This window comes from Jhaorihella thermophila (assembly GCF_900108275.1).
In the GTDB taxonomy this organism is placed as follows: Bacteria; Pseudomonadota; Alphaproteobacteria; order Rhodobacterales; family Rhodobacteraceae; genus Jhaorihella; species Jhaorihella thermophila.
This window is the reverse complement of the sequence record NZ_FNVD01000011.1, coordinates 12,017-24,528: the sequence shown is the minus strand read 5'-3', so window position 1 is coordinate 24,528 and position 12,512 is coordinate 12,017. Positions and strand designations below refer to the sequence as shown.

The following is a 12,512-nucleotide window of genomic DNA, read 5'->3' as shown; positions in this document are numbered from 1 at the left end:
GCACAGTGCAACGGTCGGGACCGGGGCGCCGTTCGGCTCCGGTTCCCGGGTCAGACATGGGCTGAGGCCATGACGGAGAAACCAAGCGTCGATCAGATCAGGGAATGGTTGGATGCGGTTCCCGATCCCGAGATCCCGGTGATCTCGCTGATGGATCTGGGCGTCATCCGTGATGTCGCGTGGGAGGGCGACACGCTGGTCGTGCAGGTCACGCCCACCTATTCCGGCTGCCCGGCGACGTCGGTGATCAACATGGACATCGAAACCGCCCTGCGCGACCGGGGGATCGAAAAGCTGGAGCTTCGCCAGCAGCTGTCGCCCCCTTGGACCACCGACTGGCTGTCCGAAAAGGGCCGTGCGGCGCTGGAGAAATACGGCATCGCCCCACCCCAGCCCGCAGGCGGGCCGGACCGCTGCCCGCATTGCGGGGGCGCCGACCTGGAAAAGCTCAGCCAGTTCGGATCGACCCCCTGCAAGGCGCAGTGGCGCTGCCGGGACTGCCTGGAACCGTTCGAATACTTCAAGTGCATCTGAGGGAGGACGCGAGATGAGTGGAAGAGTGGATGACGCGAACGCGGTGCGCGACGTGCTCGAGGACTACATCCGCGGCACCCGCGACAGCGACGGAGAGCTGCTGGCCAGCCTGTTCCACCCTTCGGCCGTGGTCGCCGGCTGGTTCGGGGACGAACTGCTGGTCGGCGGGCCGGATGGCTTTGTCAAACGCGCGTCGGAAACCGCCTGCGGGCCGGACTATCGCGCCTGCGTGTCCTCGGTCGAGGTCACAGGCCGCACCGCCGAGGCGACAGTGCTCGAGGACGGGCTCTGGGGCGGCATGTCCTTCGTCAACCGCTTTCACCTGGTCCTGATGCCGAACGGCAACTGGACCATCACCGCGAAACTCTATCACCGCGACTGACTCACCGCGACCGGGCCCGCCGGGCCGGCCGCAGACCGTAACAGAACGCAGCTTTGGGAGGCACCGATGGCGCGTTTCCACGACCTGAGGGTCACAGACATCCACAAGACGACCCGCGATGCGGTCGTCGTCACGCTTGAACCCGTGAACGGGGCCGCCGAGGAATTCAAGTTTCTCGCCGGGCAATACCTGACCTTCCGCCGCGATTTCGACGGCGAAGAACTGCGCCGGTCCTATTCGATCTGCGCCGGCACCGACGAAGGCATCCTTCAGGTCGGCATCAAGAAAGTCGATGGCGGCGCCTTTTCAACTTGGGCGAACGAAGAGCTCAAGGTCGGCGACACGCTGCAGGCGATGCCGCCGATGGGCAGCTTTCACACCGACCTGAACCCCGAGAACGAGAACCAGTATCTGGGCTTTGCCGGCGGCTCGGGCATCACGCCGATCCTGTCGATCATCAAGACCGCACTGAAAACCGAGCCGAAGTCGAACTTCACGCTGGTCTATGCCAACAAGGGCGTGAACTCGATCATGTTCCGCGAGGAACTGGAGGATCTCAAGAACCTCTACATGGGCCGGTTCAACGTCATCCACGTGCTCGAACAGGACGCGCAGGAGATCGATCTGTTCACCGGCATGGTGACCGAGGAAAAATGCGCCCAGCTGTTCAAGTCGGGCTGGATCGACATCGAACATGTGGACATGGCTTTCATCTGCGGCCCCGAACAGATGATGCTGGGCATCGCGAAAGCCTTGCGCGATCACGGGTTGGATGACGGCCAGATCAAATTCGAACTGTTCGCCAGCGCCCAGCCGGGCCGGTTGAAGCGCAAGGTCGCGTCCAAGGGCTCCGCCAGCAGCGCCAACCAGGCCACGGTGGCAATCTCGCTGGACGGCGCGACGCAGACCATCACCATGGGCAAGGACGTCTCGATCCTCGATGCGGCGCTGGAAAACAATATCGACGCGCCCTATGCCTGCAAGGCCGGGGTCTGCTCCACCTGCCGCTGCAAGGTGCTGGAGGGCGAGGTCGAGATGGTCGCCAACCACGCGCTGGAAGATTACGAGGTCGAGAAGGGCTATGTGCTGAGCTGCCAGTCCTTCCCGCTGACGGACAAGGTCGTGGTCGATTACGACCAGTGAGGGAGGGACACATGGCCGAAGACATGAGCATCGAAAGCTATCTGGCGCAGGGCGGCGTCCTGACCAACCCGACCAACGTGCCGCCGCGCTATCGCGCGGAACTGCTGAAGCTGATGGCCACCTTCGTGGACAGCGAACTGGCCGGCGCGGCGGGCTTTGCCGACATCATCAACGAAGGCCCCGGCATCAAGGAGCGCATCGCCGCCGCCAGGATCGTGCTGGAAAAGACCGACAATGCCGACCGCGTGCTGCGGATCATGGGCGAGTTCGGCGCCGACACCGCGCGTTACGCCACCCACCACCCCTGGACCGCGCGGCTGGAGCGGGATGCCGATATCGGCGCCACCCGGACCGAACACGACATGCGGCTGGCGGTGTTCAATTACCCGCTTCAGGGCTGGGCCGACGCGGTGGTGATGAACCTGCTGATGGGCCGGGCCGTGGTGGTGCAGATGGCCGAATTCTCCATGGTTTCCTATCAGCCGCTGGCCGATGCCTTCCGCGCCATCGCCCCGATCGAGGCGCATCACGCCGAACTGGCCGAAGAAGGGCTGGCGAAACTGCTTGAGGACGGCGACAAGACGGCGATCCAGGCGTCGGTCGATTACTGGTGGCCGCGCGTGGCGGCAAGCTTCGGCTCGGCCGAGTCCAAGAAGTTCGACACGCTCAAGGGCTGGGGCCTGCGCCACAGCTCGAACGCGGAGCTGCGCAACCGCTGGACGGCCGAGGCCGGCGCGGTGCTGGAGCGGCTGGACCTGAAGGCCGGCTGAAACCGACACGACAAGGGCCGCCCCTGTCCGGGGCGGCCGTTTTCGCGGATCGAGGTCTGCGCAAAGCCGCGACCGCGCGCACCCTCGGCTCCAAGCCTACCGCATGTTCGCGGTCGCGCCGGCACCGACGCCAAAGTCCATCAGCGACGTGCCGAAATCGTAGCCCACACCCAGATCGAGGTAATAGTTCTTCTTGAGATAGGCCGCTCCGACATTCGGGCGAAGCGCTCTGGTGGCGAACTTGTAGTCCATTCCGGCGGACAACGCGACGCGATCAGGCTTGTCATCGGAAAACACCCGCACACCGGCAGTCAGGTCGCCGTCGAAAACATATGTAAAGCCGAAACCAAGTGCCGTTCCTGCCTCGGCCCTGTGTGTGGCCGCGCCCGCGACAGCCAGCACCGCAGCGGCCAGAATTCCGCGCATCATGCGTTCTCTCCTTGCTCGACGTTTCTGAGCGAACAGAATACTCGCTCCGACTCGGTTTATCGAGATGATTTCTGTCGCAGGTCGCGGGTCCTACCCATTGCCAGCGGTCAGCCGATGGGGGACAATGCCGGCAACACGCTCTTTGCGCCGCAAGAGGAATGGCCCCATGTCCGATGCCCCGAAATCCGCGGTGCAGGCCGCCGATGTTCATCAGGTCAACGACTGGCTGGAGCGCAACGAGATCCTTCTGGTCGATGTGCGCGAAACCTCGGAATACGAAAAAGAACACATCGCGGGGGCGGTTCTGCTGCCGCTGTCGAGCTTCGAGCCGGACATGTTCCCCACCCTGCCCGGCAAGAAGGTGGTGCTGCATTGCGCCGTGGGCAAACGGTCCGAGGCCGCCGGGAAGATGCTGCTGAAGGAAGGGCACGAGGACGTGATTCACATGACCGGCGGGATCGAGGCGTGGAAAGCAGCCGGATACCCAACCGAGATGCAACTGGAGCCGATCGTGGAAGAGCCGGCCGAACCGGTCTTCCTGTGCCCGCCGCCGGGCAAGGTGCTGTTGGAGGAATATCTGAAGCCGCTGAAGATCACGCCGCAGGAGCTGGCCCATGCGATCAGAGTGTTCGAAGGCCGGATCACGGACGTTCTGGCGGGCAAGTCACCGGTGGGGGCGGAACTGTCGCTGCGGCTGGCGCGCTATTTCAGCACGGCGCCCGATTTCTGGATCCGGCTGCAGCTCGAACATGACCTCGAGCGCACCCGCCACAGCGTCGGCGAGGAAATCCGGCGCAGCATCAAGCCGCGCATCGCGGGGCTGTAGCGGTCACATCCCCCGCACGCCGTTCAGCGTCAGGTCGCAGACCAGTTCGGCATATGCCTCGCGCGCTGCGGTGTCGGCATCGGCGCTCCACATGAAATACCAGTTCAGCATTCCGAAAACCGACATGGTGATCGCGCGCAGCTTGGCCCGGTCCGCGCCGATCGCCTGCGGTGCGGCGGCCTTGATCGTCTCGGACATGAACCGCACCATGTCCCGTTGATAAGCGCGCAGCTGTTCCTGCTGCTCTTCGGGCAGCGCCGAAAGCGCGTTTATCTGCACCTGGTGTTCGTCGTCGGATCCCTTGTAGGCATTCAGGATGTCGCGCGCCACGCGACGGAACCGCGCCTCGGGATCCAGCCCTTCGGTGTCGGTGGACAGGATCAGATCGCGCAGCCCCGACAGGTAGGTGTCGAGGATGTCGAACAGGATCGCATCCTTGCTGTCGTAGTAGTGATAGATGTTCGCCTTGGAGATCCCGCATTCGCGCGCGAGCTGGGTCATGGAGGCGCGGTCAAACCCCTCGCGCGCAAAGACCCGCGCGGCAGATTTCAGGATCTGCGCGCGCTTCTGGTCGTGGTCCTTTGCAATCGTCCTGGCCAAGGGCCTACCCCTTGTCCCGGTTGTCGACAACACGCTTGGCCTTGCCTTCAGACCGCGCGACGGACCCCGGATCGCCGACGATGATCTCGGTCGAGACGCCGACATTGTCCTTGATCCGCTTGGTCAGCATCCGCGCCGCGGCGGTCTTGCTCAGTTCGTCAGCGGCATCCGGGTTGGCCTCGACATAGACCCGCATCGCGTCCATGCGACCGGACTTGTAAAGCTCGATCTGGTAATGCGGCGCCAGCCCGCCGGTCGCCATCAGCTGTTCCTCGATCTGGCTGGGGAAGACGTTGACGCCGCGCAGGATGATCATGTCGTCGGACCGCCCGGTGATCTTCTCCATCCGCCGCATCGAGCGCGCCGTGCCCGGCAACAGCCGCGTCAGGTCGCGGGTGCGATAGCGGATCATCGGCAGCCCTTCCTTGGTCAGCGTGGTAAAGACCAGCTCGCCCAGTTCGCCATCGGGCAGAACCTCGCCGGTTTCGGGATCGATGATCTCGGGGTAGAAGTGATCCTCCCAGATGACCGGCCCGTCCTTGGTTTCGACGCATTCGTTGGCGACACCCGGCCCCATGATCTCGCTGAGGCCGTAGATGTCCACGGCGTGCATGTCGAATGCTTCTTCCATCTCTTTCCGCATCGCATCGGTCCAGGGTTCGGCCCCGAAAATTCCGACCTGAAGCGAGCTTTCGCGCGGGTCCAGCCCCATCTTGTGGAACTGTTCGAGGATGTTGAGCATGTAGGACGGCGTGACCATGATGGTGGTCGGTTTGAAGTCGTTGATGAGCCGGACCTGCCGTTCGGTCATCCCGCCCGACACCGGTACCACTGTGCAGCCCAGCCGTTCGGCCCCGTAATGCGCGCCCAGACCCCCGGTGAACAGGCCATAGCCATACGCGATGTGCACGATGTCGCCGGGGCGGGTGCCGCTGGCGCGCATCGACCGGGCCACGAGATTCGCCCAGTTGTCGATGTCATTGCGGGTATAGCCCACGACGGTCGGCTTGCCGGTGGTACCGGAGGAGGCGTGGATGCGGATGATCTGCTCGCGCGGCACGGCGAACAGACCAAAGGGATAATTGTCGCGCAGGTCGTTCTTGTAGGTAAAGGGAAACTTGGCCAGGTCCGACAGCTGCTGCAGATCGTCGGGATGCACGCCTGCCTCGTCGAAGCGCTGGCGATACATCGGCACGTTGTCATAGGCGTGCCGCACCGACCACCTCAGGCGCTCCAGCTGCAACGCGCGAATTTCGTCGATCGAGGCGATCTCGATCGGGTCCAGGTCTTCCTTGCGAGGGGTCAGGTCTTTCATGGCGTCCTCCGCACCTTTCATTCCTTGAACAATTGGCCCTTGATCGCCCGCGACATGCCGCGGAATTCGGCGATCACGGTGCCGTCCTGATTGGTTACCGTCACGTCATAGATGCCGCTGCGACCGGTCAGGCTGACCTCGCGCGCGACCGCCCGCAGCCGATCGCCCTGCCGCCCCGGCGCGATGAAGCTGATCACGTTGTGCTGGGCGACCGTGGACTGGTTGCGGCTGTTGCAGGCAAAGGCAAAGGCGCTGTCGGCCAGCATGAAGGTCACGCCGCCGTGGCAGATACCGTGCCCATTGCAGTGATGCGGCTCGACCGTCAGCTCGAGCGTCGCGGTGCCTTCGTCGATATGGGTGATCTCCATCCCCGCCCATTTCGAGGCGTTGTCCTCGGCCCACATGGCCTGAGCCGAGCGTCTGGCGCGTTCCTGCGGCGTCATCGCATCCATCATTCGCCCCGGAACTGCGGCGCGCGCTTTTCAAGAAACGCGGCAACGCCTTCGGCGTAATCGGCGCTTTCGCCGCAGGTCTTCATCGCGTCGGCTTCCAGTTCCAGGTGATCCTCAAGCGTGTTGACCGCCGCCGCCTGGATGCATTGCTTGGTCATGCCATAGCCCAGCGTCGGGCCGTTGGCGAATTGCTCGGCGAGCGCGCGGGCCTCGTCCATCAGTTGGTCATCGGGCACGGCCTTCCAGATCAGGCCCCACTCTTCGGCCTGTTTCGCCGGCAAGGGTTGCGCGGTAAAGGCCAGCCCCTTGGCGCGCGCCTCGCCCAAAAGCCGCGGCAGGTGCCACGATCCGCCGGTGTCGGGGATCAGGCCCACCTTGGCGAAGGATTGAATGAACTTGGCGCTTTCGGCGGCCAGAACCATGTCACAGGCCAGCGCGATATTGGCCCCCGCCCCGGCGGCCACGCCGTTCACGGCGCAAATCACGGGGAAATTCAGCGACCGGATCAGCCGAACCAGCGGCGCATAGAAGGTGCGCACCGTGTTGCCCAGATCAGGCGGGCCGTCCATCTTGCGCGGATCGCGGTCGCCCAGATCCTGCCCGGCGCAGAACCCGCGCCCCGCCCCCGTCAGCAGGATCGCGCGCTTGCCTTCATCGCGCGCCCTTTCGATCGCGGCACGCAGCGCCAGGTGCATCTCGTCATTGAAGCTGTTCAGACGGTCCGGGCGATTCAAGGTGATTTCCACCCAATTCCCGTGATCTTGCGCAAGAATCGTGTCAGACATGGGGTCAACGCTTTTGGATTGTTTCGATAAACTCCTTGCATAAACCGAACGGTTGGTCAATAAATAACTCGCAACACCCGATTCTTCGCAGGAGGAAACCGCGTCCCGAACATTCGGGACATCAGAACAGGCCCCCGTTGATGGTTACAATTTCAACCACTACCGGGGATCATTCACACGCCATCAAACTGGGAGGATACGATCCATGGCGAAATTCTCGAAGCTCTCCGCCCTGCTGGCCGGCGCCGCGCTGGCCGTGGCCGGCACCGTTGCCGCGGCGGCCGAATATACACTGATCATTTCCAGCTGGGCGCCGCCGACGCATGGCATAAACGCCAAGATGTGGCCCAAGTTCACTGAGATGGTCGAAGAGGCCACCGGCGGCCGCGTGACCACCGAACTGAAGCTGGGCATGGCCCCGCCGCCGGCGCAGCCCGACCTGATCATGGACGGTGCCGCCGACCTGTCGATCATCTTCCACGGCTACCAGCCGGGCCGGTTCACCACGACCAAGCTGATCGAACTGCCCGGCTACGAAGGTTCGGCCGAGGCGGCTTCGGTCGCCTACTGGCGCGCTTACGAGAAGTATCTCAAGAAGGCCGACGAACATCGCGGGCTCAAGGTCGTCGCGCTGCACACCCACGGCCCGGCGCAGCTGCATTCGAACAAGAAGGTCACCTCGCTGGCCGACATGAACGGCATGAAGGTGCGCGTACCGGGCGGCGTGGGATCCGACGTGGCCGATGCGCTGGGCATGACCGGCATCAAGGTGCCCGCGCCCAAGGTCTATGAAACGCTGGCTTCGAACGCGGCAGACGGCGTGGTGATGCCGTTCGAATCGCGCAAGGGCTTCAAGCTGACCGAGGTCGCCAAGAACGTCTACGAGATGCCCGGCGGTCTCTATCGCGGGTCGTTCGCCTTCATCATGAGCCAGGACGCCTTTGACGCGCTGCCCGACGACATCCAGAAGGCGCTGGAGGAAAAGGTCTTTGGCGAGCCGCTGAGCCGCGAGATCGGCAAGATCTGGGACGAGATCGACCAGATCGGCCGTGACGCCACGATGGAGGCCGGCGACAATTCGATCAACGTCGCCTCCGAGGCCGACCAGGCGGCGTTCGCCGAAATCGCCGCCAAGGTGCGCGACAAGGTGATCGCCGAAGTGGCCGAAAAGGGCGTCGATGCCCAGGCCGCCTATGACATGATCAAGTCCGAAATGGCCGCCTACAAGTAAGACGGCCGACAGACCGGGGCCGGCGGGACGCTGCCGGCCCCATTCCGTTTCCCCACGCGCAACCGGGAGAGCCCCATGCCAAGCCTGCTGAAACTGGCCAGAGCCGCCAGCGCCGTGCCGGTGGTCATCGCCTGCATCGCCCTGTTCGTGCTGATGGTCATGACCTTTTGCGACGTGATCCTGCGGTCGGTTTTCAACGCCCCGATCGAGGCGGCAACCGAGCTGACGCGGATCTTCATGGCGATCATCGTGTTCTCGGTGCTGCCGGTGATTTCCGTCAATGGCGGGCATATCGCGGTTGACCTGACCGACGGCATCTTTCTGCGCTACCGGCTGCATCGGCTGCGCGACGGTCTGATCCTGATTCTCAGCGGCGCGATGCTCTACTGGCCGGTTCAGCGGGTCTGGGTGCTGGCCGACCGCGCCCGCGACTACGGGGACGTCACCGAATACCTTGGCATCCCGACCTTCTATATCGGCTGGTTCATCACGCTGTTCACGGCAATCTCCGCCGTCGCGATGATCGTGGCCGGCCTGCTCCACCTGTTCGCTCCCCGCCTGCTTTCGGAGGCCAGCCAATGACCGCAGCCCTGATCGGATTCGCAATCGTTCTCGTTCTGGTGCTGATGCGCCTGCCCATCGTGTTCGCGATGGGGCTGGTGGGCACGCTGGGCTATGCCTATGAACGCGGCGGCTCGATCTTCGACGAACGCGGGATGAAAGCCGCCATGTCCATGGTGGGCCGCCAGATCATGGATACCGCGCAGGATTACGGCCTGTCGGTGGTGCCGCTGTTCATCCTGATGGGGCTCTTCGTGAACAAGGGCGGCATGGCGCGCGAGCTCTACAACGTCTCGAACGCCTTTCTGGGCCACATGCGCGGGGGCATCGCCATGGCGACGGTGGCCGCCTGTGGCGGGTTCTCGGCGATCTGCGGATCTTCGCTGGCCACCGCGGCCACCATGTCCAAGGTCGCCATGCCGCAGATGCGCCGCTATGGCTATTCCGACGAGCTTTCGACCGCGTCCATCGCGGCGGGCGGCACGCTGGGCATCCTGATCCCGCCCTCGGTGATCCTGGTGATCTACGGGCTGCTGACCGAAACCTCGATCGGCAAGCTGTTCATGGCCGGGATCGCACCCGGCCTGCTGGGAATCCTGTTCTATCTGTTCGCCGTGCGCTGGACCGTCTGGCGGAACCCGGACGCCGGTCCGGCGGGCGAGCGCGCGCCCTGGGGCGAACGCTTCCGCGCGCTGGGCGACGTCTGGGCGGTGCTGCTGCTGTTCTTCCTCGTGATCGGCGGGCTTTACGGCGTGTTCGACTTCGAGCCGCTGAACCTGACCTTTTCCCCCACCGAGGCCGCCGGCATGGGCGCGATGGGCGCCTTCCTGATCGCTCTGTTCCGGGGCGGGCTGACGGTGTCTTCGACCTTGGAGGTGCTGAAGGAAACCGCCTATACCGCCGCCGCCCTGTTCTCGATCCTGATCGGGGCGCAGATCTTTTCCAACTTCATCAACCTCGCCGGCCTGCCCGAGGCGCTGATCGGCCTGGTCACCGCCTATGACGTGGCGCCCTTTGTCGTGATCCTGATGATCCTGGGCATCTACATCATCCTGGGCTGCGTGTTCGAATCCCTGTCGATGCTGCTGCTGACCGTGCCGATCTTCTTTCCGCTGGTCACGTCGCTGGGCTATGACCCGATCTGGTTCGGCATCGTGGTGGTGGTGGTGACCGAGATCTCGCTCATCACGCCGCCGGTGGGGCTCAATGTCTTCATCCTCAAGGGCGTGGTCGGCGATGTCAGCACCGGCACCATCTTTCGCGGCGTGACCCCGTTCTGGGTGGCCGACATCTTCCGGCTCGCACTGATCGTGCTGGTGCCGACGCTGGTTCTGTTTCTGCCCAACCAGATGGGCGGCCTGGGCCACTGAGCCCCCGCCCCGAAATCAACAAGGACCGATGACACCATGACCGTTCGAGAAATTTCGAGCTATGCCGCCGGGCAGTGGATCGCACCCGGCGAAGGCGCCCGCAACATCGCAAGCGCCATCACCGGCGAGGTGATCGCCACTGCGGGCAACAACGCACTGGACGTGCAGGCGATGCTGGATCACGCCCGCAACGTGGGCGCGCCTTCCTTGCGCAAGATGACCTTTCACGAGCGCGCGCGGATGCTCAAGGCGCTGGCCCAGCACCTGAACGAACACAAGCAGGAACTCTACGATCTGAGTTTCGACACCGGCGCGACGCAGAATGACCACCTGATCGACATCGACGGTGGCATCGGCACGCTGTTCGTGTTCTCCTCCAAGGGCCGGCGCGAGATGCCCGACGGGCATGTGCTGATCGACGGCGATGTGGAGCAACTGTCGCGCGGCGGCACCTTCCGGGGGTTGCATGTCTGCACCCCGCTGCAGGGCGTGGCGGTGCATATCAATGCCTTCAACTTCCCGGTCTGGGGGATGCTGGAGAAACTGGCGCCGACGCTACTGGCAGCCGTTCCGGCGATCGTGAAACCGGCTACGGCCACCTGCTATGTCACCGAACACGCGGTGCGGCTGATGCTGGACTCGGGTCTCCTGCCCGAAGGCGCGCTGCAATTCGTGGCGGGCGGGCTTGGCGACATGCTGGACCGGCTGACCTGCCAGGATGTGGTGAGCTTTACCGGCTCGGCCGATACAGCGCTCAAGCTGCGCTCGAACCCGACCATCCTGGAAAACTCGGTGCGGTTCGTGGCCGAACAGGACAGCTTGAACGCCTCGATTCTCGGCCCCGACGCGGTGCCGGGCACGCCCGAATTCGACCTGCTCATCAAGGAAGTCACGCGCGAGATGACCGTCAAGGCGGGCCAGAAATGCACCGCCGTCCGCCGCATCATCGTGCCCGACACGCAGGTGCAGGCCGTGATCGACGCGATCACGGCGCGGCTGGGAAAGGTGGTGATCGGCGATCCCCGGGTGGAAACCACGCGGATGGGGGCGCTGGTGTCCAACGCCCAGAAGCGCGACGTTCTGGAAAAGGCCGCGATCATCGGAACCGAGGCCGAGCGGGTCTTTGGAGATCCCGAGAATTTCGAGGTTGTCGGCGCGAATGCCGATCAGGGTGCCTTTCTGCCGCCGATGCTGTTCCACTGCGCCGATCCTGACAACGCGCAGCGCGTGCATGACACCGAAGCCTTTGGCCCGGTCTCAACGGTGATGGGCTATCGCGATCTCGACCACGCGCTGCAGATCGCCAATCGCGGACAGGGCTCGCTGGTGGCCTCGGTCATCACCCATGACCCGCAGGTCGCCCGCGCGGCCGTGCTGGCGGCGGGGGCGTATCATGGCCGGATTTATGTCAACGACCGCGTGTCGATGAAGGAATCCACCGGCCACGGCTCTCCTCTGCCGCACATGGTGCACGGCGGCCCCGGCCGGGCCGGCGGCGGCGAGGAAATGGGCGGCATCCGTGGCGTGAAACACTACATGCAGCGCACGGCCGTGCAGGGTTCGCCCGACATGCTGACGGCGATCGGCGGCAAGTGGGTGCCCGGCGCGACCGAGATCCAGGGCCCCGCCCACCCTTTCACCCGTCGGTTCGGCGAATTGCAGATCGGCGAGACCCTGCACACCGCGGCGCGCACCATTACGATGGACGACATCGAGCACTTCGCCCATTTCACCGGCGATACCTTCTATGCCCACATGGACGAGGACGCGGCGAAGCGGAACCCGTTCTTCCCCGGCCGCGTCGCGCATGGCTATCTGCTGCTCAGCTTTGCCGCCGGGCTGTTCGTGGAACCGAACGAAGGCCCGGTGCTGGCCAATACCGGGCTGGACGGGCTGCGCTTCATGAAACCGGTGAGCGCCGGCGACAGCATCAAGGTGCGCCTGACGGTCAAGCAGAAGACCCCCCGAAATGCTGATTACGGCGAGGTGCGCTGGCATGTGACGCTGACCAATCAGGATGACGAGCAGGTCGCGGAATACGAGCTTCTGACCATGAACGCGTTCTGACGGCCCGTCCGTGGAAACAGGAAAGCCCCGGCCGTCTCTGGCCGGGG

14 protein-coding genes are annotated in these 12,512 nt (G+C 64.3%); 9 read left to right on the top strand and 5 right to left on the bottom strand.

The genetic code is table 11. The features are described 5' to 3' along the window. Positions 1–69: 69 nt before the first annotated feature. The 4 genes from paaD (at position 70) to C4S70_RS13065 (ending at position 2,829) form a co-directional block, all read left to right on the top strand. Positions 70–534, top strand: a complete 465-nt coding sequence (gene paaD, locus C4S70_RS13080) for a 1,2-phenylacetyl-CoA epoxidase subunit PaaD (protein ID WP_104008559.1) — start codon at positions 70–72, stop codon at positions 532–534. Between the two features lie 13 nt (positions 535–547). Beyond that, on the top strand, positions 548–916 hold the full coding sequence (locus C4S70_RS13075; protein ID WP_104008558.1) for a nuclear transport factor 2 family protein: 369 nt from the start codon (positions 548–550) through the stop codon (positions 914–916). Between the two features lie 66 nt (positions 917–982). Continuing rightward, positions 983–2,059, top strand: a complete 1,077-nt coding sequence (gene paaE, locus C4S70_RS13070) for a 1,2-phenylacetyl-CoA epoxidase subunit PaaE (protein WP_104008557.1) — start codon at positions 983–985, stop codon at positions 2,057–2,059. An 11-nt stretch (positions 2,060–2,070) separates the two neighbouring features. Further along, positions 2,071–2,829 carry a Phenylacetic acid catabolic protein gene (locus C4S70_RS13065; protein ID WP_104008556.1) on the top strand — a complete coding sequence of 253 codons (759 nt, stop codon included), beginning with the start codon at positions 2,071–2,073 and terminating at the stop codon, positions 2,827–2,829. Between the two features lie 96 nt (positions 2,830–2,925). Here C4S70_RS13065 and C4S70_RS13060 read toward each other — a convergent pair whose 3' ends face one another. Continuing rightward, positions 2,926–3,258 (bottom strand): hypothetical protein, encoded by a 333-nt coding sequence (locus tag C4S70_RS13060; RefSeq protein ID WP_104008555.1) that lies wholly within the window; start codon positions 3,256–3,258, stop codon positions 2,926–2,928. Between the two features lie 166 nt (positions 3,259–3,424). Between C4S70_RS13060 and C4S70_RS13055 the strand changes: the two genes are divergently transcribed. Further along, positions 3,425–4,084, top strand: coding sequence for a HigA family addiction module antitoxin (locus C4S70_RS13055; protein ID WP_104008554.1), 660 nt, complete (start codon positions 3,425–3,427; stop codon positions 4,082–4,084). A gap of 3 nt (positions 4,085–4,087) precedes the next feature. Here C4S70_RS13055 and C4S70_RS13050 read toward each other — a convergent pair whose 3' ends face one another. Genes C4S70_RS13050 through paaG form a run of 4 tightly spaced genes read right to left on the bottom strand, consistent with a single transcriptional unit; the run spans position 4,088 to position 7,236 of the window. Next, the gene (locus C4S70_RS13050; RefSeq protein ID WP_104008553.1) at positions 4,088–4,684 is read right to left on the bottom strand and encodes a TetR/AcrR family transcriptional regulator; all 597 of its coding nucleotides are present in this window, start codon (positions 4,682–4,684) and stop codon (positions 4,088–4,090) included. Positions 4,685–4,688: 4 nt separating this feature from the next. Beyond that, positions 4,689–5,999 (bottom strand): phenylacetate--CoA ligase PaaK, encoded by a 1,311-nt coding sequence (paaK, locus tag C4S70_RS13045; protein WP_104008629.1) that lies wholly within the window; start codon positions 5,997–5,999, stop codon positions 4,689–4,691. Between the two features lie 17 nt (positions 6,000–6,016). Further along, positions 6,017–6,442, bottom strand: coding sequence for a hydroxyphenylacetyl-CoA thioesterase PaaI (paaI, locus tag C4S70_RS13040; protein WP_104008628.1), 426 nt, complete (start codon positions 6,440–6,442; stop codon positions 6,017–6,019). A gap of 8 nt (positions 6,443–6,450) precedes the next feature. Beyond that, positions 6,451–7,236, bottom strand: a complete 786-nt coding sequence (gene paaG, locus C4S70_RS13035; protein WP_104008552.1) for a 2-(1,2-epoxy-1,2-dihydrophenyl)acetyl-CoA isomerase PaaG — start codon at positions 7,234–7,236, stop codon at positions 6,451–6,453. A gap of 205 nt (positions 7,237–7,441) precedes the next feature. On the opposite strand from paaG, the gene C4S70_RS13030 reads away from it, so the two are divergent. The 4 genes from C4S70_RS13030 (at position 7,442) to paaZ (ending at position 12,465) form a co-directional block, all read left to right on the top strand. Next, positions 7,442–8,467 carry a TRAP transporter substrate-binding protein gene (locus C4S70_RS13030; RefSeq protein WP_104008551.1) on the top strand — a complete coding sequence of 342 codons (1,026 nt, stop codon included), beginning with the start codon at positions 7,442–7,444 and terminating at the stop codon, positions 8,465–8,467. 75 nt (positions 8,468–8,542) lie between these two features. Next, complete coding sequence (locus C4S70_RS13025; RefSeq protein WP_104008550.1) at positions 8,543–9,049, top strand: TRAP transporter small permease; 507 nt, start codon at positions 8,543–8,545, stop codon at positions 9,047–9,049. Continuing rightward, entirely contained in the window at positions 9,046–10,398 is a 1,353-nt protein-coding gene (locus tag C4S70_RS13020; RefSeq protein ID WP_104008549.1) for a TRAP transporter large permease, read from the top strand. The genes C4S70_RS13025 and C4S70_RS13020 overlap by 4 nt, the downstream gene beginning before the upstream one ends. A 36-nt stretch (positions 10,399–10,434) precedes the next feature. Beyond that, positions 10,435–12,465, top strand: a complete 2,031-nt coding sequence (gene paaZ, locus C4S70_RS13015) for a phenylacetic acid degradation bifunctional protein PaaZ (protein WP_104008548.1) — start codon at positions 10,435–10,437, stop codon at positions 12,463–12,465. The last annotated feature ends 47 nt before the right edge of the window (positions 12,466–12,512 follow it).

Excerpts from the sequence above, each read along its gene's own strand:
- paaI (WP_104008628.1), bottom strand. The coding sequence starts at position 6,442 with ATGACGCCGCAGGAACGCGCCAGACGCTCGGCTCAGGCCATGTGGGCC.
- paaD (WP_104008559.1), top strand. The coding sequence starts at position 70 with ATGACGGAGAAACCAAGCGTCGATCAGATCAGGGAATGGTTGGATGCG.
- paaG (WP_104008552.1), bottom strand. The coding sequence starts at position 7,236 with ATGTCTGACACGATTCTTGCGCAAGATCACGGGAATTGGGTGGAAATC.
- C4S70_RS13020 (WP_104008549.1), top strand. The coding sequence starts at position 9,046 with ATGACCGCAGCCCTGATCGGATTCGCAATCGTTCTCGTTCTGGTGCTG.
- C4S70_RS13025 (WP_104008550.1), top strand. The coding sequence starts at position 8,543 with ATGCCAAGCCTGCTGAAACTGGCCAGAGCCGCCAGCGCCGTGCCGGTG.
- C4S70_RS13075 (WP_104008558.1), top strand. The coding sequence starts at position 548 with ATGAGTGGAAGAGTGGATGACGCGAACGCGGTGCGCGACGTGCTCGAG.
- C4S70_RS13055 (WP_104008554.1), top strand. The coding sequence starts at position 3,425 with ATGTCCGATGCCCCGAAATCCGCGGTGCAGGCCGCCGATGTTCATCAG.
- C4S70_RS13065 (WP_104008556.1), top strand. The coding sequence starts at position 2,071 with ATGGCCGAAGACATGAGCATCGAAAGCTATCTGGCGCAGGGCGGCGTC.
- paaK (WP_104008629.1), bottom strand. The coding sequence starts at position 5,999 with ATGAAAGACCTGACCCCTCGCAAGGAAGACCTGGACCCGATCGAGATC.
- paaZ (WP_104008548.1), top strand. The coding sequence starts at position 10,435 with ATGACCGTTCGAGAAATTTCGAGCTATGCCGCCGGGCAGTGGATCGCA.
- C4S70_RS13060 (WP_104008555.1), bottom strand. The coding sequence starts at position 3,258 with ATGATGCGCGGAATTCTGGCCGCTGCGGTGCTGGCTGTCGCGGGCGCG.
- C4S70_RS13030 (WP_104008551.1), top strand. The coding sequence starts at position 7,442 with ATGGCGAAATTCTCGAAGCTCTCCGCCCTGCTGGCCGGCGCCGCGCTG.
- paaE (WP_104008557.1), top strand. The coding sequence starts at position 983 with ATGGCGCGTTTCCACGACCTGAGGGTCACAGACATCCACAAGACGACC.